Here is a 22,522-nt window from a genome sequence, read left to right on the forward strand (position 1 = left end):
TGCTCAAAAAGCAGTGGTAAAATAAGTAATTGAGCAGCTTTCTGGTTTGCTTTTTTTAAACATTTGACAATAGACAGATTTACTATATAGCACATCGCGATGGTATATATAGTAAATTTATCTAAGTTTGTATACGGCAATTTTTTATTATGGATAAATTTGAAATAGAACTAGCAGCAACTTTAAAGGGACATCAAAATCCAATCTTCACCTTGGAGAAAGGATACTTCCCCAATACGTTTTTCTCTGGGGGAAATGATAAAGGTGTTGTAGAATGGGATTTGGAAAAGAAAACATTCAAACGTATTCTCTGTGCAGTCAGTTCTTCCATTTACGCTTTACATTTAATTCCAAATACTTCTTATTTGGCCATTGCTCTTCGGGAAGGAAAAGTTATGATAGTGGATGTCGAACATCAAAAATTGGTTGCCAATCTAGAGGTTTCCAATAAAGCAATCTTTGCTCTTCAAAGTATTCCGACTAAGAACGAATTGGTAGCAGTAGGAGAGGATGGTATTGCCAGCGTATGGTCTCTGGCAGATTTCAAAAAGATCTATGAATTTGCTATTTCTTCCAATACGATACGGACGATAGCCTTATCCCATGATCAAAAGAAAATTGCATTCGGGGACAAAAATGGAGACTTGTTCTTGTTCTCTGCAGAAGATTACCATTTTCTTTTAGCCAATCAGAAGCACACTATGCCCATAACGAGCCTAATCTTCTCTCGGGACGACCTTCAGCTGTTAAGTGGAGCAAGAGACGCTGCTCTAAAAGTATCTGATGTAGCGACTTTAAAAGAGCAATTTGGATTCGTGCCCCATATGTTTACCGTATATGGTATTTATCCACATCCCAAATATCCAATATTTGCAACCGTGAGTCGGGACAAAACAATCAAAATCTGGGATGAGGAGGATTATGCGTTATTAAAAGTAATCAGTCGCGATAAGTTTTTCGATTCCCATACTTTATCCATCAATACAGGTCTTTGGGTTGGAGAAGATCCATATCTTTTAACAGCAGGTGATGATAAATTGATTAAAGTCTGGAAGATGACCATGTCTTAAATATGTATGATGCATTAAGACAGCAACGACACTATTTCCGTTAGGTATTGTGCATCTATCGTATCAAAAGCATTCAGCTCATCGCTGTCAACATCCAAGATACCGATGATGTTGCCATTTTTATAGATAGGGATAACAATTTCTGATTTTGATATTGAGCTGCAGGCGATATGTCCAGGAAATTCGTCTACATTCGGTACGATAATCGTTTTATTTTCTTTCCAGGCAGTTCCACAAACCCCACGTCCATATTGGATCCGCGTACATGCCACAGGACCTTGAAAAGGAGCGAGTACCAATTGATCGTCTTCAATCAGGTAAAATCCTACCCAAAAGAAATCGAACTGTTCTTTCAATGCTGCAGCAATATTTGCAAGGTTAGCTATTTGATTTGTCTCACCAGTGATCAAACCCTTTATTTGCGGAACCAGGTTCACATATTGTTCTGCTTTGGTTCCCTTGTTGATTGTTAAATCTTCTGCCATAAAAAAAGCGCTATTATGCTGTCCAAAGTTAACAGAATAATAGCGCTATTAAAAAATAAATAATTTTCTTACAGTTTCTTTAAAGCCATTTTAATCATGCCTTCCACCGTGAGGTTAGGGTCTGTTTGAACAACGGTATTTAAGACTTTTTCAGCAGTAGCTTTATTAAAGCCTAACATCACTAGTGCTGATAGTGCTTCGTCTGGTATGGACTGTGCCATAGGAATCGTTGACAAGGAATCTACGCCCTGTTTTTTCAACTTATCCTGTAGCTCCAAAATCAAGCGTTGTGCTGTTTTAGGACCTATTCCTTTTATTTTCTGAATCAAAGCAACCTGACCATTCACGATGGCCGATTGTATTTCTTCAGGGGTATTGGATGAAAGAATCATACGACCTGTATTGGGACCAATACCAGAAACCAAAATCAGGTTTTCGAATAATTTCTTTTCTCCTTCAGTTGCAAAACCATACAACGTATGTGCATCTTCTCTTACCTGAAAAGAGATGAATAGCTTACACTGCTCCTGGTCTTTAATTAAGGAAAAAGTATTTAAGGAAATGTGGATATAATAGCCAATCCCACCCACATCGAGAACGACGTGAGTAGGAGCTTTATGTGCTAATTTCCCATTAAAATATGCATACATATGGATATGGAAAAGTAATTAGTTACCTTGTTTTTCGTAAGATTGAACGTCTACAACAGCGATAGTCACCATATTCACGATTTCGCGAACTGAACTATCCAATTGCAATACGTGAATAGGTTTGTTCATACCCAATAGAATTGGACCTACAGCCTCAGCATCACCTACCTCTTGCAATAATTTATATGCAATATTTCCAGACTCTAAATTCGGGAATACCAACGTATTTGCAGGTTGTCCTTTCAAAGTACTGAATGGGAAGTTTGCTTCTAGCAATTCGCTATTAAGGGCGAAGTTTGCTTGTAAATCACCGTCAGCAACAATTTCAGGATGCTCTTTGTGTACGATTTTAATCGCTTCACGTACTTTTGTTGGTGTATTTCCTTCGTTAGAACCAAAGTTAGAATAGGAAAGTAAGGCAATACGTGGACTCACGTTCATTCTTCTGACAGCTTTATCTAACAATACGGTGATATCTGCTAATTCTTTTGCAGAAGGCTCTTTGTTGACTGTTGTGTCTCCTAAGAATATCGGACCTTTTTTCGTCAACATCATGTACATCCCCGCAATACGACTACCTTCTTTAGCTCCAATAACATGGATGGCAGGCTTGATCGTGTTCGCATAGTTTTTCGTCAAACCAGAGATTAACGTATCTGCATCTCCAAATTGTACCATACTTGCTCCGAAGTAATTGCGGTCAATTAAAAGCTTTTTAGCATCTAATTTTGAAAGACCACGACGTTGTCTTTTAACAAATAAATGGTCGACATATTGATTTACACGTTCCGAATCTGCTTCTTCAAAAGGGTCGATGATTTGCACACCGCTCAATTCAAAACTATATTCAGCAATTAAAGCATTGATTTTAGCTTTCTTACCTAGTAAAATTGGAACTGCAATACCTTCTTCTTTTACGATTTGCGCAGCACGAAGTGTTTTATAATTATCCGCTTCAGCAAATACAACACGCTTAGGATTGCGTTTTGCTGCCATGGTCAAATTACGCATGATAGCATCATCCTGACCTAATCTTTTACGAAGTGTTTCTCTATATTTATCCCAATCTTCAATGGTATGTTTCGCCACACCAGATTCAATTGCAGCTTTTGCTACCGCTACCGAAACTTCTGTGATCAAACGTGGGTCATTCGGTTTTGGAATAATGTAATCTGCGGAGAATTTAAGGTTACTCGTATTATAAGCTAAGTTGACTTCTTCTGGAACAGGTTGTTTAGCAAGATCGGCAATGGCTTTAGTAGCCGCTACTTTCATCTCTTCATTGATTACTGTTGCACGTACGTCCAAAGCACCACGGAAGATATAAGGGAAGCCCAGTACATTGTTTACTTGGTTCGGATAATCCGAACGGCCTGTACCCATGATTACATCGTTACGCGTAGCTAGCGCTAAATCGTAATCAATTTCTGGATTAGGGTTTGCCATCGCCAATACAATCGGTTGGTTGGCCATAGTCAATAACATCTCAGCAGTCAAGACATCAGCAGCTGAAAGCCCGATGAATACATCAGCAGCATCTACCGCATCAGCAAGCGTACGGATATCACGATCCGTAGCATACATCGCTTTCATCGTATCCAATGTCTCTCGGTCACGACGGATAACACCTTTGCTATCCAACATGACGATATTTTCTTTTTTTGCACCTGCTGCCACATACATACCTGTACATGAAATAGCAGCTGCACCAGCACCATTCACAACGATTTTCACATCCTCAATCTTTTTACCGATCAATTCACATGCGTTGATCAAAGCTGCACAAGAAATAATGGCCGTACCATGTTGGTCATCGTGCATCACTGGAATATTCATTTCCTCTTTTAGACGTCTTTCGATTTCAAAACACTCTGGTGCTTTAATATCTTCCAGGTTGATTCCTCCAAAAGTAGGTTCCATTGCCTTTACGATATTGACGAATTCATCAACATTCTTGGTGTCAAGTTCGATATCAAAAACATCGATATCAGCAAAGATTTTAAATAACAAACCTTTACCCTCCATCACAGGCTTACCAGCTACAGCTCCGATATCACCAAGACCTAATACTGCGGTACCATTACTAATTACTGCAACTAAATTACCTTTTGCGGTATATTTATAAGCGTCTTCATTATTTGCAGCGATAGCTAAACAAGGTTCAGCAACCCCTGGTGAATAAGCTAGCGATAAGTCTCTTTGAGAATTTGTTGGCTTAGTGGGCACAACTGCTATTTTACCAGGTCTACCCTTTGAGTGGTAGTCTAATGCTGCTTGTTTACGATTTACATTACTCATTTTAATTCTTATTATATAGTGCTAGTTTGTTCAACTTAGGTTACAAATGTATCATTCTTTTTTTGAGAAAGAAACGATAAATAGTCAAAAATTTATTCTGAAGTGTCAATTTATTTGAGGACGTCCAACAGTGTGAACATACGATTGCGCATCGCACTACTGGACCCCGAGTAGTTGTTTATCAAAAGAGCGAATGTGAATTTTTCACCAGAGCTATTTTGATGGATACCAGTATAGCCCAAGGCCCCGTTAATCGTACCACTTTTCATTTTCATGTTATTGTATTCAGGTAAGCTTTTGTAAAATTCCGGAAACCACGATTGCGATTGTGCATACTGCATGATTTTCGCCATTGCAGCAGTGGTGACACGATTCTGGGGAGATAGCCCCGATCCATCTTGATTATTGAGTTCGCTACTACTGATCTGCAATTTATTCTCCCAATATTTCTGTATCAAGGAAGTTCCTTCATTTGTTTCTGTTTTTTGAGCCGTCTGATAGGCAATTGCTTTTACTAACGCTTCGCCATAGAGGTTGATACTTTTCTGATTAAACCAATAGATGATGTTCGCTAAGTCGGGCGATTCATGCGTATCCAAAAGTTGTTTCGCAATATTTGTCGATGCGATAGCTTTGCCGTTGCTGGGTGGTTCAGCAGTTTTGATGCCCACATGTGATAAAGCCTTTGACAGTTGAAAGGCAACATCATAGGCCGGGTCAGGTACGGAAATTTCGATCGTTTTTTTGAGGTCCAATCCGTATGTTCCCCTGATGTAGATATTAGAAGCATAGGGGCCTGAATACGCATACACATTATCTCCTGATCCATTTTTACCGGTAGAAACTTCATTGACGATTTTTAGATAAGAAAGATCTGCTGTCAATTTTTCGATTGTAGCAGGTTTACCAATCGTGCTGTTCGGATTGAATACCACACCAACGGCATTTTCGCGCCAATTTAACGAAGATATGCCAGCTCCATAATAGTTGCCGATATCTGACCAGATCCATCCACCTGGGACTTGATAACCCCCATATCGGCTATCGTCGCCAATAATACGTCCTTGGATTTCTTTAATGCCTGCACTTTGGATCGTATAGATCCATTTGTTTAGCAATTGTTCTTCTTGCGATTCAGGATAACGGTTGCTACCTAAGGTAGGATCTCCGCTTCCTTCGATGATAATATCGCCATGTAATACGCCACCAGCTTGAATAGATCCGGTATAATATAAATTGGTTTTAAATTTAAAATCCTTCCCCAAAATATCGAACGCCGTTGCTGCGGTGATAATTTTCATTGTCGATGCCGTTGCTAAGCCGACTTGTTGGTTCTGTTGGAAAATGGGCTCTCCGGTATTGGCATTCAATACCGTCAATGAAACTGTCCCATTTTTTAAAGCTGGGTCTTTTTCAAACTGACGATAAGCTTCTTCAATTTTGCTTTTGGAGGTTGATTGTGAAAATGTAGGTGTACTGCATAGGGGTAATATAAATATACTAAGAAGGGTAAAGGTTGCACTGATTTTCATTAATTATAATCTTTCTGTTTTCATAAAGATACTGTTGTTTGGTCAAAAGTGTTTAATATGAAAGTCAAAAGTTAGCATTTATACCCTACTTACTTCTTGAAATTTTCCTAACTTGCATGATAAAATTAGAGAAACAATGACGCATTCAGAAAAATTAGCGGCAATAAGAAGTTTGATGAAAGACCAAGGTGTCGATGGTTATATTATCCCTTCTTCTGATCCACATATAAGTGAATATTTACCAGAACGTTATAAATGTATCGCATGGACCTCCGGCTTTACAGGTTCGGCAGGTACGTTGGTCATTACACAAGACTTTGCAGGTTTATGGACCGATACACGCTATTTTGTTCAAGCAAATGAACAATTGGCAGGAAGCGGGTTTGAATTGGTAAAATTAAAAATACAAGGTAATGCGGAATATGCAGATTGGTTGGGAGAGCATCTACCTCAAGGAGCAAAGGTTGCATTTGATGGTAATCTAGCATCTTTGTTAGTCGCGCAATCTGTTCAACAAATTTTGAATCCACTTGATATCGTTGTTGATGGACATGTGGACCTGTTAACCACCTTATGGGAAGGCAGACCTTCATTACCTTTAGAAAAAGCATATTTATTAGCAGACAGTACAACGGGTCAGTCGACCGCATCCAAATTAGCGGCGGTTCGTGCCATTCTTGCTAAAAATAGAGCTCAAGCGCATCTCGTTTCTTCACTAGATGATTTAGCTTGGTTATTGAATATTCGTGGTCGCGATGTTCCATGTAATCCGGTAGTTCTTGGTTTTGTTTATATTACTGCAGATGAAGCTATTTTATATATCGAACCAAGCAAGCTAGAAGCAGCTACCGTAGCAAGCCTAAAAACTTCTGGTGTGGAGGTGAAACCTTATGCGGAAGTATATGCACAAGTGAGCAAGCTCGCAGTATCATCCATTTTGATTGATCCGAAGCGCACTTGCTTTGCTATTTATGACTCCATCCCATCGGAAGTAAACATTATAGAGAAGATCAATCCATCGACTTCATTGAAAGCGATTAAAAATGAAGTTGAGATTGGCCATACACGCGAAACCATGATCAATGATGGGATAGCGATGACAAAATTCTTTAAATGGTTGGAAGCGGCAGTACCTCAGGGTAATCAATCTGAAGTTTCGATTGCAGCAAGATTGCAAGAATTTAGAGAGGAACAACCCGGTTTTAACGATATCAGTTTCAATACCATTGCAGGGTATTTAGATCATGGTGCATTGCCCCATTATTCGGCTACTGAAGAAAGCAATTACGAATTGAAATCAAAAGGTCTTTTACTTGTAGATTCTGGCGGTCAATACCAGACCGGTACGACGGACATCACGCGTGTGGTTTCACTAGGAGCGATTACGCAGGAAGAGAAAGAAGATTATACGATCGTATTGAAAGGTACGATTGAAGGTAGCCAAGCGATTTATCCACAAGGATCAAAAGGATATCAGATTGATGCAATCACAAGACGTTCGATTTGGGCTACTTTACGTAACTACGGGCATGGAACAGGACATGGTGTCGGTTTCTTCTTGAACGTACATGAAGGGCCGCAGACATTCAACTCCGCTAATATTGATGTTGCTATTGAGGCTGGAATGATCAGTTCGATCGAGCCGGGATTATACCGCGAAGGAAAACATGGTATCCGTATCGAAAATTTGGTTTTATCTAGAAACGCAGCATCTTCTATATTTGGTGATTTCATGGATTTTGAGACCTTGACCATTTGCTATATTGCTACGGATCTTGTTGACAAAACATTATTGGACCAACAGCATATTGATTGGTTGAACCAGTACAACCAATGGGTATTCGAGAAACTCGAAGGCCGTTTAAATGAAGAGGAAAAAGCATGGTTGAAAAATAAGACTAAAGCGATCTAAATACGTTTTAAACCCTATAAAAAGAGGCAGGAGGTCATAAGATTTCCTGCCTCTTTTTATAGGCTTGGTTTGCTGTCACGTTTTAAATTAATTAAAATTAATGCTATTTTTGTTGAAAGACCAAATGATAATCATGCGTAAAATCCTACTATTAAGTTTTATTTTTTTGTATTCTTTTGTGGCATTAGCACAGAAGAACTTAATTCCGATGCCTCAGCATTTGGAGCTATTACCACAGGGTGCATTTCCATTGAAAGGAAATCTATCCCTAGCATCAAATACATTTGAGCCACAAGCGAAATATCTGGCCAATGAATTAGAAAGTCTGTTAAAGGTTAACGTTAACTTAAAGAAATCCGGAACGATTCGATTTCAAAAAATATCCCATACGGTTGCCGAGCAACATGATTATTACGAGTTGAAAATCGATGCTAAGGGCATCATCATTTCAGCAACCAGCGAGAGTGCGGCATTCTATGCTGTCCAAACGTTGTTACAACTTGCCGAAGAAAACCAAATCACAGGAAGTATTCCTGCTTTAGAAATAAAGGATTATGCAAAATTTACCTATAGAGGAGCGCACCTGGATGTCTGTAGGCACTTTTTTACTGTAGATGAGGTTAAGTTGTTTTTGGATTACCTGTCGCGTTACAAATTGAATAAATTCCATTGGCATTTGACGGATGATCAAGGCTGGAGAATAGAAATAAAAAGTCATCCGAAGTTAACTTCTATTGGAGGGTATCGTGCGGTAACGGAAGATGTGAAAGATTCTAAATTGACTAAAGACGGTCGTTATGGTGGTTTTTACACACAAGAACAAATCAAGGATGTTGTTGCCTATGCCAAGAAGCTACAAATTGAGGTCATTCCTGAAATAGAGATGCCGGGTCATGCTCAAGCGGCATTGGCTGCATATCCAGAGCTTTCTTGTACTGGTGGACCATTTCAAGTGGGGACGTCCTGGGGCGTTATGGATGATATCTATTGTCCAAAAGAAGAGACTTTTGCTTTACTAGAAGATATCATCGATGAGGTGATCACGTTATTCCCAAGTCACTATATCCATATTGGTGGCGATGAAGCACCAAAGACACGTTGGAAAACTTGTGCGCATTGCCAGGAATTGATCAAAAAAGAAGGCTTAAAAGATGAGTTCGAATTGCAGTCCTACTTCATCAAACGTATGGAGAAATATATCAATGGCAAAGGCAAAAGCATCATTGGTTGGGATGAAATCCTTGAAGGAGGATTAGCTCCTAATGCTACGGTTATGAGTTGGACGGGTATAGCTGGTGCTATCCATGCTGCAAAGGCAGGACACGATGCGATCATGACTCCAGTGAGCCATATGTATTTGGATTATTATCAGGGAAATCCACAATCAGAACCTTTAGCATTCAATGCCGAATTGCGTCTGGATAAAGTCTATAGCTTCAATCCGATTCCAAAGGAATTGAATACAACGGAAGCAAAACATATTTTAGGACCACAAGCGAACATGTGGACGGAATATATCACGGATTTCAAACATGTAGAGTACATGTTGTTTCCACGTTTGTTGGCTTTGTCTGAGGTGGCATGGGGAACTTCAGACCCTGCGGCATATAAGTCATTTGAGCAAAGAGTGATTCATGAGTTTGCTTATCTCGATAAAATGAATATCAATTATAGTAAAGCTATTTTTGAACTGAATGGTCATATCGTATCCAAAGAAGGGAAAATGTACTATGAACTATCCACCATCAAACAAGATGGGACGATCCGATACACCAATGATGGTTCAGCGCCTAATGCGCAGAGCCCTGTTTATCAAGGACCCATTTTGGTCGATAAAACGATGACCATCCTTGCTGCAAGCTTTGCGAATGATCGTATGATTGGATCTGTTTTAAAGCAAGACTTTGTCATTAGCCAATCTACGGGTAAAGTTATTCAATTGCAGCATGAGCCTAACGAGGCATACCTAGCAAATGGTGCAGCGACTTTAGTTGATGGTGTATATGGGAATAAGCAATATTTTAAGAAAAATTGGTTAGGCTTCAATGGAGAGGATTTGGTCGCGACAATTGATATGGGTTCTGCGGCATCCTATTCAAATGTGGAGTTGAATGTAGTGGACCAAAATGCAAGCTGGATTTTTTATCCACAGGCAGTGAAAGTATATGTATCTAACGATAACCAAAACTTCAGCCTGATTAAGGAGGTGGGGAAAGAAGCAATAGCTGCATCAAAAGGAACGATTAAATTGACTTTTGAGAAACAGAAGGCACCGTTTATCAAGGTTGAAGTGCAACATCTGAATCAGATACCTGTAGGACATGCAGGTGCCGGTCTCCCTGCTTGGTTATTTGTGGATGAGTTGACGGTATACTAACCCGCTATTGTTATTAGCAGATACCATAATGCCTTTCTATTGTACGCAATGGAAAGGCATTATTTTTTATAAGAAATTGCTATTGTCGCTTGTGCAGGGGGGGCAATTCAGCTGTCGAATGATATCGTAAAGATCGGACTTCATGATAGGCTTTGGTAGATAACCGTTGATGAATGGATATTGCAGGATCAATTCTTGGTCAGTCTTGCTCGTAGATGAGCTCAGAATATAGATATCCATTTGATTTAAAAAATCTACAGGATACATTTCGAACCTATCCATCATTTCCCATCCCGTCATGAAAGGCATATTGATATCAACAAATAAAAGATCCGTAAAGGACAATCCCGTTTTCCTTTTATTTTCAAAGTAGTCCAATGCATCCAATGCATTTTCAAATAAGTTAACCGTAATAGGAAAGTCGGGAAAGTTTTTGATCATATTACTGAAGATAACACGTAAAATAGCATTATCATCTACAAGTGTTACTGTTCTATTTCCGGTGTTTTCAGACGTATGCATTTATTTGTTTTCTAAAAATTTCACTAAAAATGTAGAACCTTTATGAAGAGCACTTTCGATATCGATTTTACCACCCAAAGCCTCCACCTGATAGCGAGTCATAAATAAGCCGATGCCTTTACTGTCAAAACCGCGATGAAATACTTTTCTAAACATAAAAATTTGTGATTTAAATTTAGGTAAATCTATACCTATTCCATTATCTTGAATACTTAAAATGGTCGAATTATCTTCCATGTACGTTTTTAAATGGATAACGGGACTTACCTCTGGATCGGTATAATTTAATGCGTTACTCAGCAGATTATTGAAGATGTTTTCCAAATAAATTTTCGGATAAATGATATTTTCAACCTGAAAGTCCGTTGTAATAATTGATTTTTTTTGTTGTATGTCTTCCGAAAATTGATGCGATACTGTTTCGAAGATGGTTTGAAAATGACAATTATCGTGTGCAATGGTTTGATTGTCAATACGTAACTCTAGTATGTCAGACAGTTCTTGAAGCGTATCTGTTAAATTATTGTTGCTGCTTTCAATTAGCGTTAGGTATTCATGCTTTACTTCAGTACTGCTTTCTTTTTTCAATTCTTCGATAAGCATATGGATATTACTAACAGGTCCTCTTAAGTGATGGGCAACAATCTGATTGAACTCTTCCAGTTGCCTTACTTTTGTTTCCAGATTTACCTTGACAAATTCCAGTTCTTGTTTTTGGCTTTCTAGGATATCCATGTTTTTTTTAGCAACCGATATATCTTGCAGTTGAACAATAAAAAAGGAAACCTCATTATCTTGATTCTGTACAGCAGAGATGGTGACGGAGCACCAAAAGTAATGACCTAATTTGTGGCGATATCTTTTTTCTAATGTAAAGCTATCCATTTCACCTGTGACTAATCTTTGGCGTTGACGATAGTCGTTTTCTAAATCATCGGGATGTGTGAGATCTAAAAAATTAAGTTCAGATAGCTCTTCTTGCGAATACCCTAAAATTTTACTTAGGTTTTTATTTGATTCAATGCAATAGCCCTGTAAGCTGGTCAAGGACATTCCTAAACCAGAAAATTGGAAAGCTTGATCGAATTTATGCACATTGAATCTGATTTTTTCTAAAGATGCCACATGTTTTGAAATATCGGAGATGACCAAGATGACGCGATCCGTGGTTAAGTGAATGGGCTTTACTTTGAGCCTATACCATTTACCCTTATGAGACTCAAATGGGGATGGAAATTGCAGTTTGTATACCTTATCTCGATCTATAGCCTTACGGATAAGAGCAAGCGTGGTCGCTACTAATGGTCCTGAAAAGAGGTCGCCTAAATTTTTCCCGAGAAAATATTCAGGTTTGTAAAACAATAGGTCCGGTGTGTTGGTCCAGTAATTTGTGAAAATACCTTCGTGGGTTACTTCAAATACCAAATCATCCAGAGAGGCAATCAAAAGCTGTAATTGCTCCTTCTTTTCAAATAACTCCTTGTTTTGGTTGACGAGCTTAGAAACATCATGAAATGCGAGTAATACATAGGTCTTTGATTTGTCTTTCTGGACTCTTGAGCTGAAGGATAACCACCTGAAGGTGTTGTCCTCCAGTTTAATACCATAGGTCATATCAAAGTGGTCTGTATCCGTTGCTAGGGTCTGATGAAATGAAAGTTCATCAAAAGAAAGCGGGTGCAGGTTTTCCATGTCATAGAAGCATATGCATTCCTGAATTTTCCTATTTTCTACATGGTCAATTGCTAATAACAATTTCGCTTGCTCATTTAAGGATTTAAAATAGCCTTCTGCATCGAGCACAATAAGTCCTTCTAAACTAAATGTTTGATCTAGGGGAAATTTAGTGCTCCTTGCGTTATTGTCAATTTCCATGCTCGAGTCGGGTTAAATAACCTGAATTATTATGCTTTTACTTTGATATCATTTAAGACAAATGTGCAAATTTTGTTTAACTTAATAATTAAAAATGAACGTTATTGTTTACCAACTCGCGCATACGATAGGAAAGTCATCTTTATTTCAGTTTCTCTGTCCATATACTATTCAGCCAAAGTTGTTGGCTCCCATTGGTATGGAATGTTATTTTTTGACGGCCAGGTTTTTCAATTTTAAATGTACCGATCCGAGTGTTGACAAATTCTTCTGTATAGTTGTTTTCGTTTGGCTCTACCACCATCATTCCATTTGGTGTTAATTTTCCACTGAGGGTTTCGGTGTTTGTGCGAATCGTGATGCTGATATCCTCTTTATTTGGATTATGCGCAGACACATCGACTTTATATGTTCCTGCTGCAGGGAATTCTACTTCCCACTCGATATCTTCACCTGTAGACAGTATATGCCTCGGGTTTTTACCATTATAGCGAACAACTTTTAATTGATCATTATGGATTGCATTGGTACTATTTAACGCGAATCCTCCAAAAGTAGATTCGGCAACCATCTGCTGATCGAGTTGTAGTTCTTGGTCGAAAGTCAGCACAACTGTAGACACAAATTTATCACTTTGTTTTGTTGGAAGGTGAACATGTAAGATACCGCCTATTTGTTCAAATTTTAAATTTGCGTTATTGCTGTCATTTTGAATGGCGATCTGTTTCGGTTTTGTCTTAATTCCTGAAATGCGAAGTACGCGATCTAATGGCCAATTGAATACTTGTGCAAAAACTTGGGTCTGTTTACCTGATGTTTTTGTGGTCAAATATCCCCAATCATGTTGATTGGCACGTAAGGCCAATCCTGTAGCACCATAGATTCCTTCACCATGCTCGTTTAACCAATTTCCAATATCTTCAAGTCTAGAAACACTTTCGTAAGGAACAGTACCGTCGGCACGTGGTCCTATATTGAGGGTGAAACCACCATTTAAGCTTACATTTGATATTAAGGAGTTGAAGATTTGACTCGTCGATTTCCATTCATTTTCCTGCCCATTATATCCCCATGAATGGGCAATAGTACCTGGAGTTTCCCAAGGATGATCGATATAGGAAGTACCAAACTGATTGTCACCAAAAGTTTCAAAATCTACATTTTGTTTATCAGTAGGAAGACCCAATCTCGAATTGATTAAACAATTGGGTTGTAGGGTATGGATAAGTTGGGCCACTTGTTCCAACTGTTCTTTTTTAATAATTGACTTTTGGTAAGGTATCCACATGTCGAACCACATCAGCGCGATATCTCCATAATTGGTCAAAAGTTCCCTTAATTGGGGGATGACCTTTTCTTGCCAATATTGATTGTATTGCGCATCGCTGACATGGCCTGCCAGTTCTTGATTATGGTCCCAACCGTATGCATGCTCCCAATCGATCCAATGTGAATAGTAGAAGCCAAGTTTCATATCATGCTTTTTACAGGCTTCAGCCAGTTCTTTAATGATATCACGATTGTTCCCACTTAGCTTGCTAAGGCTATAGTTACCTATTTTGGTATCCCAAATAGCTACACCATCGTGGTGCTTAGTCGTCATGATGATATATTTCATTCCAGCTTTTTTGGCAAGCAAGACCCATTCTTCAGGGTTGATCTGATCCCAAACAAACCGTTGTGCAAGTTCTCCGTATTCCTCTTTAGATACGCGGTTGCGGTAGCGAAGCCATTCCGCGTAATTGTTCATATAGCGTAGCTTTTCACCTTTCCATAGTCCTTCTGCTCCACTGTACAGTCCCCAGTGGATAAACATGCCAAAGCGATCATGGCTGAACCATTTAGTCTTCGGGTTTTCTTGTGCGAAAGTTGTGGAAGTAAAGCTTAATAATAAACAAAAACTGAATAGGATTCTTTTCAAATGTATCATAAAGGTCATGGAAATTTAGATTGACTAAGATAGTGAAAATATTTTATGGATGGTCAAACGGGTATTTCTTGGTGCAAAGATGCGCCCTAGTAATTCTATAAACTATTTTTATTGTATTTCTGCTCAATTGTATAGAAAATTTAAACTTTTATTTGTTAATATTAAAAAATACTATATTTTTGTATAGTAAATCTATACATATTATTTATTATAAATCTCTAATTATGCAACTTAACACCCAATTATTGGTCGATCGATTGGTTCAGCGGATTGATTTAGATCGTATTTTTTTGTTTAATTTTCTCAATGATAGCGTCGAAAGTCCACATCTATTGTTGGTCGTGAATCCTGTAAAAGGTATCTCTGTTCAAAGTATTGAACCTATTATTCGCCTTTGTATGGCCGATATGCCCGATATTCCATTCCATGTGATATGGACAGGGGAGTGGAGCAATCAGTTGAAAAAGGGAAGTCTTTATTATACGTATGCGTCTCTGCCTGCGCACCTGCTTTATCAGGCAGACAGCAAAAAGACCCCCATTTTAGGGGGTAAGCTAGTGGTCAGTTTAATGGAAATGTCTCATGTGGACTATGCTAAAGGCAAAAATTTAGCAGATGAATTCATGTTCGCCTGTTACAATTTTCAATCTAAAACGGATTATTTTCAAGCAACAGCCATGTTGCATCAGTTTATTGTGTTGCGGTTAAAAGGGTTTCAAACCATGGCGGGTGTAACGATTGGTAAAGCGCAAAATCTGGAGCATATTCTCAAACTGATGCGTGGCACTTTACCGGGACTTTTTAAGATTTTTACTTATGATACGCATAGTACGCCTTTGCTGCGGTTATTGGATACTTGTCATGTTTATTCAAAGAAAAAAGATCGTTTCGATATTTTAGAAGAAGAATTTGAGTTTTTATTGGCGCATTGTCAGGCATTTGGTCAGGCTTTGGATAGTATGGTTGATTTTATATGGAATGGCGTAGCGGTATATCTTAAAGAGAGAAGTGATCATGCTGCTACTGTACCAGTAGATAAAGAATCTGCTGTTGTCATGGTTAAAAAAGTTCAGTCGATTGTTGCTGGACCTATCATCATGGAAAATTTCTCCAGTTTTCCTTGGCCTCAAAAGTATAAGGATGATGCGAATGCACTGATAGATAAAATTTATTCAGTTTATCGACCTGAACAGATTTTATTGGTCAATTATCAAACCGTAGGATTTTCAAAAGGTAATCCTTTTCATGATAAAGTTGATGTTGGGGCGAATGACATCAAAATGGAGCTTTATTTGGTTGTTTTAACAAAGAAAAGCTTACCCTTTTCATTTCGACGCAGGCATTTTGGGGATGTGGGCGCTTCTTTAGTCTTTCTAGATCTTCCCTATGTGGAGAAGCATCTGGCAATGGGAAGCCGGTTTGTGAATATCGTATGGGAAAAATCTTACGTTTTGCGGCAAAAGTCTACTTTCAACTCGCAGCTGGTACCTGGAGAAGTAGACTGGAGCCGTAAACTTGAGAAGATAAAAGTGATAGCAGACAATGCGATTGCTGTCATGCGAAACCTCTTAATGACGATGACAGATGCTCCTTTATTGATGCCCGACGCGGCTTTGCTATTACTGCGCGAGTTGCATCATATCGGTATTCATACTTACCTCCGTTGTGCCATTGGTTTTATTCCTAAAAATATGGATTTGCAAGAACTTATGGATTGGTCTGCCATTGCCAGTTTTGAAGTGATAGATGGTGTCTTGGGGGGTAATGAAATCAACAAGCTGATTCTTTCAATTATTCTAAAACCAAACGATATCTGGTGGAAAAGTTTGGCGATGGATATGGATGAAAAACATGAAGCGGTTGTCATTACACAAGGCCGCGCTGTTGTTGAATTGTATGAGCGCTTGTTTAAAGGGGTAGTTCACTCTATTGAACAACGTGTTGCTGCTCATGAGGGGAACGTTAAATAACTATAAACTTAAATTATGAAAACAGCTCATATTATTAAAAGCTCCTATTCAGGAATGATGTATTCACGTGATTTTCAATTGTGGTACACGTATTTAAGTCGTAGGCTTAATCAAGGTTGGAGTCCGCAAGACTTGTCATTTTTACTGGGTAAACCGGATCATTTCTATATGGATTTTGAGAAAATGTTTCAGGTTTCTAAATTTTTATCTGCCGAGTCTCTGCTATTAGATCGCGTATATATCAGTTCGGAGGTCGTGCCAATGGCCTTTCATCTTGAACCGTATGAAGTTTCAACTGAACGTATCGTTCGTGTCAAAATAGAGGAAGATGATGTAAAGTGGAACTATACAATTGAAATTCCTTGGCGATTTGAGCTAGGGAAAAAGTGTTCTGCGGCACCTTTGTTATATATGGAGGAATGGAAAGCTGAGAAGGACTTGCAATTGGAGTCGGATGCGATGATACATGTACGGGGTAAATTGGATTTTTTATTGGACAAGAAAATTCTTGAAAGAGGAAAATCATCTTGGGAATTGTTTCAGGAAGTTTGTACGACAGGATTATCGCAATTGACAATTTATCCTAGGCATTTGAAAAACTGTTTGTATACCATGATCCAGCAGGGAAAAATAGTGGTGCGCAATGTGGAGAATCGTTATTGTTTTAGTTCCATAGTATAAATATAGGTGATTTGTTATGATAGAATTATATGAGAATGCGAGGGAAAAATATCGTTTCCAGACAACTATGCGGTATGCAAGTTCAATCTATTTTCTGCTATTGAATCGAATAAGTTACGAATATAGTCCTGAAGAGCTTTCGTTTTTGTTAGGGCAGGAAGATGACTTTGTGTGGCGATTAGAACGACTTAAGATAGCTATGGGGAATCTCGAGTTGATGATTCATCTAAATTGGGTATTTGAAGGGAGGAATCTTTGTTTTGAATCTTATGATGATGAAATAACATATGATTTCGAACTCGAGATCTGGATGGAGGATGGGGTGAGATACTACCAAATGGATTATTTTATTAATTCCGTTGAAAGCATGTCTTTTTTCAGATTAATGGAAAATATCAACATAAAAAGCATCAAGCAGGCAGAAGAATCAAGTGCATTGAAACGGGGTATATGCCGAACGTTTTTTGAGGTTTTATTGCCTACAGACTTTTTTAAAAAGCCTAAGTCAGCTAGAGAAGTTAAGTTTCAACTTGATAATCATTCGGATATTAAAATCCCCGTTATTCATCTTAAAGAAGAGTTGGATTTGCTATGGGGCAGAAAGGGCGCTGCTCCTCTAAAAAGAAGTAAGGCCAAGAGCTTTGGTTATCGGTATAGCCTACACAAATAAAAAGATGTTAAAATTTTTAAACTAAATATTTATGGAAAATAAGCAGCCCGAAGCTATTGTAGTACCAAAAAGTTTTAGACTTGCCTGTCAGCTTTTTGGTATTGCAGTACCTGATTTTTTACAATTATATGTAAATCATTTTTCCTACATGGATCAGTATTTTCATGACAACTCCGTTTATGATTTGGTGACTAAATCTTTCGACTATGTGCTTCCTGAAAAGGATGACTTGAATGTTGAACTGAATGAAATGGACCGTGCTCGAGGGGCGAAACTTGTGCAGCAGCAAATTAAGCTCTCCATAAACAGGAACTATAGTTATGGACAAAGAAGAAATAAAGGGAAGTTGTTGACTAATCAACTCTTTGACCTTTGTTCAAAAGGCTGTGAATTGAAGAATGTGATTTACCTCGATGAAGAAACCAAGATAAGCTTAAACAAGGATTTGTTGTTAATGTCTCTTCTTACGGGTTTTTCGGTACCACAGTTTCTGAATAGCATCATGCAATGTTTAACCCTCCCTGACTATCTTGCTAGAATGCATTTGGATAAAGGTATATACAACCCTGTTGTAGCAGTATATATTAGGGTATTTGACGGTTTTGGTAATATCTGTGATAAGGAATATCAAGAATCTAAAGCATGCCGTGAGCTGATTATGGAAATTCAAGAGTTAAATAAACGTTACTTCTTTTGTCAAGATGTGGAGCAAAGAATCTCGTTTTATCAGGAATGGTTAGATAACTATTTAGAGAATAAAATTTCAATTTATTAGATATGAATAATTTAAAGGACATTAAGCTCACAAATGAGTTTAAGCAGTTTTGTGACATTTTTAATTTTACACCTGAAAAGGTGATTCAGGATTTTGTTGATAAAGTGGATATTGCACAGTACATGTGCTTTCCAATGGATCCTGATCGATGGGCAAATCTGTTCATGATGGAGTATTTGATTAAATACACGGAGTCTGAAAATGCATTGAAAGGTTACCTTCAATTTGGTGAAAAATGGGTTGAGATTATGAGATCTGGCGATAAAAATGCTGTCGAAAAGACTAAAAAATTATTGGAGAACTGGCATAAGGCTGTGTTGGAAGAGCGTATCAATAAGATTATGAACGCCGACGAAGGTAAATTAGAAGAATAGTAGCATTCTATTGGTGGCTTGTTGTAAGTATGGACTATACAAGTTCTGAAGATAGTCGTGGAGATGCTTATCTAAAAGAAATTTATGAAAATTTGCGTCGCGTGATTGAAGCAGCTCAATTAATTTATAGTTGGAATATGGAAAAATGGCCACGTTTGTTTGCAACCTAACATGCAGAACATCTTTTAAGAAGTGATTTCGTTGTCACATTTTATTGAGATTTAACGTTATCATATGACTAACAATATAGATTATGATTAAAAAGTATTTTTGCGGTGTCGCGATCTTGGCTCTCTTCAGCAATTGCAGTGAAGATAGTGGTACACCAATTTTAGAAATCCCAAAAGATGTTCAAAAGCAATTAGGAGCTTATGTCTGGTATCATATTACCGCTGATATAAAAGATGAAAATGAGTATGCTAACTACAAATTGCTTGACTGTGAAATGGACAATAGTTACCACTTTCTGTTTCAAGAAAATTTAAATCAGTTGAATTTTGACCCAGGAACTAAAGTTTGTAAGGTTAATACGGGGCGCTTTGAACAGATCGTTTTTAAGAAGAAAAATAGTTCCAATTTTACTTTTAATAAAGAAAGCGGTACGATTAAGTTTGAGGATCAAGATCAATACTCTTCTTACTTGGCGGTGGTTAATGGCGATAAATTGGTGCTGGCCAGTCAAAATAATAACCCTGCGGCCAATGTGGTACCAGTGAAGTATTATTTTAAAGGGGTGAAAGCGCAATAATTTGAGTTTTTTGATAAAGAAATTATCAAGATTGGGTAGGAATAGGATCATGCGTTTTAAAATACAAAAAAAGGAAGATTTATTCTTCCTTTTTTTATCCCTATGCTTCTGGAAATATTAATTCCGAATTACGGATTTCTAATACTAAAGCTTTATTTTAGTGGTTTAGAAACCGACTACTTACCCTTTTATAAAATTATAAATGAAACTCAGCAGTATCTTTTTTGGTGGAATGCTATTCCTTACAAGCCCTAATCTACAAGCACAGCAAATTCCGTATAAAAACAGTAATCTTCCGGTAGAAAATAGAGTTCAGGATCTATTGGGTAGGATGACAACGGATGAAAAAGTGGGACAATTATCGAAATTGTTAGGATGGGAAATGTATGAGAAGGGACCTGCTGGTGTTGGGGTGAGTGCAAAACTTAAAAAAGCAGTTAAAGAACAGCATATTGGTTTGCTATGGGCAACCTTACGTGCTGATCCGTGGACACAGAAAACACTTTTAAATGGTCTAAGTCCTGTGGAGGCGGCTCGTGCTACAAATGCAATCCAACGGTATATGTTGGATAGTACGCGTTTGGGTATTCCTTTATTATTGTCGGAAGAAGCTCCCCATGGCCATATGGCTATCGGCGCAACAGTTTTCCCAACAGCTATCGGACAGGCGAGTACCTGGAATCCAGCATTAATAGAACAAATGGCTGGAACGATTGCAAAAGAGACTTATGCCGTTGGTGGTAAAAATGGTTACGGTCCTGTTTTAGATTTAGCTCGCGACCCCCGTTGGTCGCGTACCGAAGAGACTTATGGTGAAGATGCATATTTGATCGGACAGATGGGAAAAGCGATGGTGAAGGGTTTCCAGGGTGGTGGCTTAGGCAAAGAGGATAAGATTATTGGAACGCTTAAACATTTTGTTGCGTATGCAGTTCCTGAGGGCGGGCATAATGGTGAGGCTGTTTCCATTGGTGAAAGGGCTTTAAGACATCATTTTTTGTATCCTTTTGAACAAGCAGTAAAGGCAGGTGTTGGTTCGGTGATGACGGCTTATAATAGTATTGATGGTATTCCATGTTCGGCAAACCCTTGGCTATTGAAGGATATATTGCGTAAGGAATGGGGTTTTAATGGTTTTGTCGTCTCTGACTTATTGAGTATATCGGGATTGAATGGTGGCCATGCTACGGCATCGAATGGTGCAGAAGCCGCTTCACAAAGTATACATTCCGGTCTTGATGTCGATTTGAGTGGTACAGGTTATGGCGCTAATTTATTGCAGGCTGTACAGGCTGGACTTGTGGAAAGTGCTGTGCTAGATACGGCCGTGGCTCGGGTATTACGGATGAAATTTAACTTGGGTTTATTTGACCGTCCTTTTGTGGATGAAAAGCTTGTCTTGAAAAAAGTAGGTACTCAAGCCAATAGGGAAATGGCAAGAAAGGTTGCTCAGGAATCCATTGTGTTGCTGAAAAATGAGGCGAATCTGCTGCCTTTGAAAAAGACAATCAAGCGCATCGCTGTTGTAGGTCCTAATGCGGATAATGTCTATAATCAATTGGGTGATTACACCGCTCCGCAGGCAGAGGCTAAGGTGACGACTGTGCTAAATGGTATCCGTGCTGCGGTGGGAAAGGGTACTCAGATTGATTATGTAAAAGGCTGTGCGATAAGGGATACTTTACACAGTCATGTTCAAGAGGCGGTTGCTGCTGCTCAGTTGTCCGATGTTGTTGTGGTCGTATTAGGAGGTTCTAGTGCGCGTGATTTTAAGACTTCTTATCAAGCTACTGGTGCGGCTAACGTGGATATCAATGCCATCAGCGATATGGAGAGTGGTGAGGGCTTTGATCGTGTTTCTTTGGATATGATGGGGGATCAATTGAAATTATTAAAAGCATTGGAACAAACGGGTAAGCCAATTGTATTGGTGACCATCATGGGGAGACCGTTGAATTTAAATTGGGCATCTGAACATATTCCTGCTATTGTCAATGCTTGGTACCCAGGACAGGAGGGGGGCTTGGCGATAGCAGATGTGCTTTTTGGAGACTATAACCCTGCAGGTCGTTTGCCAATTTCAATACCACGCTCCGTAGGACAATTACCGGTACATTACAATCATAACAAACCGAAGCATCATGATTATGTAGAGATGACAGCTAAACCTTTGTATACTTTTGGTTATGGTTTGAGTTATAGTGCATTTGATTATTCAAGTCTTCATGTTGATTTGAAAGAAAATACTGATGATTTTATTTGTACAGTTTCTTTTGATGTGGAAAATAAAGGGTCGATGAGTGGCGATGAAGTCGCACAATTGTACGTTGTAGATGAGGTGAGTTCTGTCGTAACAGCTGTAAAACAATTAAAACGTTTTGAACGTAAGTCTATTGGAGTAGGGGAGCGTGTGCGTATCTCTTTTCAATTGACAAAAGAAGATTTGAAACTATGGGCTGTGGATAGCGTTTGGAAAACAGAGAAAGGAAAGTTCAAATTGCTTATCGGCGCTGGTTCGGATGATTTGCGATTGGAAGGTGTACTGGAATTGAAGAAAGATTATTTGTAGGGAAAACATAAAGAGAGCCACAGAAGTGACTCTCTTTATGTGATTATTGAGTTTTCTATTCAATAGCTAAAATAAAAAACCGCT

At 38.5% G+C, this 22,522-nt stretch carries 18 protein-coding genes; 11 read left to right on the forward strand and 7 right to left on the reverse strand.

Annotated features, from left to right (window positions below; translation table 11 throughout):
• Window positions 1–149 precede the first annotated feature (149 nt).
• A complete protein-coding gene (locus tag KO02_RS03120) occupies window positions 150–1,070 on the forward strand; it encodes a WD40 repeat domain-containing protein (RefSeq protein ID WP_038695754.1) in 921 nt (306 codons plus the stop codon).
• Window positions 1,071–1,084: 14 nt separating this feature from the next.
• On the opposite strand, the gene KO02_RS03125 is transcribed toward KO02_RS03120, so the two are convergent.
• From KO02_RS03125 to dacB, 4 genes are all read right to left on the reverse strand, one after another.
• On the reverse strand, window positions 1,085–1,555 hold the full coding sequence (locus KO02_RS03125) for a GAF domain-containing protein (protein WP_038695756.1): 471 nt from the start codon (window positions 1,553–1,555) through the stop codon (window positions 1,085–1,087).
• A gap of 68 nt (window positions 1,556–1,623) precedes the next feature.
• A complete protein-coding gene (gene ruvA, locus KO02_RS03130) occupies window positions 1,624–2,205 on the reverse strand; it encodes a Holliday junction branch migration protein RuvA (RefSeq protein ID WP_038695758.1) in 582 nt (193 codons plus the stop codon).
• A gap of 18 nt (window positions 2,206–2,223) precedes the next feature.
• A complete protein-coding gene (locus tag KO02_RS03135) occupies window positions 2,224–4,503 on the reverse strand; it encodes an NADP-dependent malic enzyme (protein WP_038695760.1) in 2,280 nt (759 codons plus the stop codon).
• A gap of 110 nt (window positions 4,504–4,613) precedes the next feature.
• Window positions 4,614–6,035 carry a D-alanyl-D-alanine carboxypeptidase/D-alanyl-D-alanine-endopeptidase gene (gene dacB, locus KO02_RS03140; protein ID WP_081918293.1) on the reverse strand — a complete coding sequence of 474 codons (1,422 nt, stop codon included), beginning with the start codon at window positions 6,033–6,035 and terminating at the stop codon, window positions 4,614–4,616.
• Window positions 6,036–6,171: 136 nt separating this feature from the next.
• On the opposite strand from dacB, the gene KO02_RS03145 reads away from it, so the two are divergent.
• Window positions 6,172–7,947 (forward strand): aminopeptidase P family protein, encoded by a 1,776-nt coding sequence (locus tag KO02_RS03145; RefSeq protein WP_038695762.1) that lies wholly within the window; start codon window positions 6,172–6,174, stop codon window positions 7,945–7,947.
• A 133-nt stretch (window positions 7,948–8,080) separates the two neighbouring features.
• Window positions 8,081–10,324, forward strand: coding sequence for a glycoside hydrolase family 20 protein (locus KO02_RS03150; RefSeq protein ID WP_038702050.1), 2,244 nt, complete (start codon window positions 8,081–8,083; stop codon window positions 10,322–10,324).
• A 66-nt stretch (window positions 10,325–10,390) separates the two neighbouring features.
• On the opposite strand, the gene KO02_RS03155 is transcribed toward KO02_RS03150, so the two are convergent.
• The 3 genes from KO02_RS03155 to KO02_RS03165 all read right to left on the reverse strand — a co-directional run bounded on the left by KO02_RS03155 (window position 10,391) and on the right by KO02_RS03165 (window position 14,651).
• Window positions 10,391–10,846: a response regulator gene (locus KO02_RS03155; RefSeq protein WP_051959746.1), complete on the reverse strand. Its 456-nt coding sequence runs from the start codon at window positions 10,844–10,846 to the stop codon at window positions 10,391–10,393.
• Window positions 10,847–12,721 carry a PAS domain-containing sensor histidine kinase gene (locus KO02_RS03160; protein ID WP_051959747.1) on the reverse strand — a complete coding sequence of 625 codons (1,875 nt, stop codon included), beginning with the start codon at window positions 12,719–12,721 and terminating at the stop codon, window positions 10,847–10,849. It lies immediately after the preceding gene.
• Window positions 12,722–12,863: 142 nt separating this feature from the next.
• Window positions 12,864–14,651, reverse strand: coding sequence for an alpha-L-fucosidase (locus KO02_RS03165; protein ID WP_144243250.1), 1,788 nt, complete (start codon window positions 14,649–14,651; stop codon window positions 12,864–12,866).
• 224 nt (window positions 14,652–14,875) lie between these two features.
• Between KO02_RS03165 and KO02_RS03170 the strand changes: the two genes are divergently transcribed.
• From KO02_RS03170 to KO02_RS03200, 8 genes are all read left to right on the forward strand, one after another.
• Window positions 14,876–16,621 (forward strand): hypothetical protein, encoded by a 1,746-nt coding sequence (locus KO02_RS03170; RefSeq protein WP_038695764.1) that lies wholly within the window; start codon window positions 14,876–14,878, stop codon window positions 16,619–16,621.
• A 15-nt stretch (window positions 16,622–16,636) separates the two neighbouring features.
• Entirely contained in the window at window positions 16,637–17,302 is a 666-nt protein-coding gene (locus KO02_RS03175; RefSeq protein WP_038695766.1) for a hypothetical protein, read from the forward strand.
• A 16-nt stretch (window positions 17,303–17,318) separates the two neighbouring features.
• Entirely contained in the window at window positions 17,319–17,972 is a 654-nt protein-coding gene (locus KO02_RS03180) for a hypothetical protein (protein WP_038695768.1), read from the forward strand.
• A 31-nt stretch (window positions 17,973–18,003) separates the two neighbouring features.
• A complete protein-coding gene (locus KO02_RS03185) occupies window positions 18,004–18,747 on the forward strand; it encodes a hypothetical protein (protein ID WP_038695771.1) in 744 nt (247 codons plus the stop codon).
• Between the two features lie 2 nt (window positions 18,748–18,749).
• Window positions 18,750–19,121, forward strand: coding sequence for a hypothetical protein (locus KO02_RS03190; RefSeq protein ID WP_038695773.1), 372 nt, complete (start codon window positions 18,750–18,752; stop codon window positions 19,119–19,121).
• A gap of 29 nt (window positions 19,122–19,150) precedes the next feature.
• The gene (locus KO02_RS23710) at window positions 19,151–19,291 is read left to right on the forward strand and encodes a hypothetical protein (RefSeq protein ID WP_158500260.1); all 141 of its coding nucleotides are present in this window, start codon (window positions 19,151–19,153) and stop codon (window positions 19,289–19,291) included.
• Between the two features lie 83 nt (window positions 19,292–19,374).
• On the forward strand, window positions 19,375–19,869 hold the full coding sequence (locus KO02_RS03195) for a hypothetical protein (RefSeq protein ID WP_038695775.1): 495 nt from the start codon (window positions 19,375–19,377) through the stop codon (window positions 19,867–19,869).
• Window positions 19,870–20,071: 202 nt separating this feature from the next.
• Window positions 20,072–22,438, forward strand: a complete 2,367-nt coding sequence (locus KO02_RS03200) for a glycoside hydrolase family 3 N-terminal domain-containing protein (protein ID WP_038695777.1) — start codon at window positions 20,072–20,074, stop codon at window positions 22,436–22,438.
• The last annotated feature ends 84 nt before the right edge of the window (window positions 22,439–22,522 follow it).

The sequence above is a fragment of the Sphingobacterium sp. ML3W genome, assembly GCF_000747525.1.
Classification (GTDB): Bacteria; Bacteroidota; Bacteroidia; order Sphingobacteriales; family Sphingobacteriaceae; genus Sphingobacterium.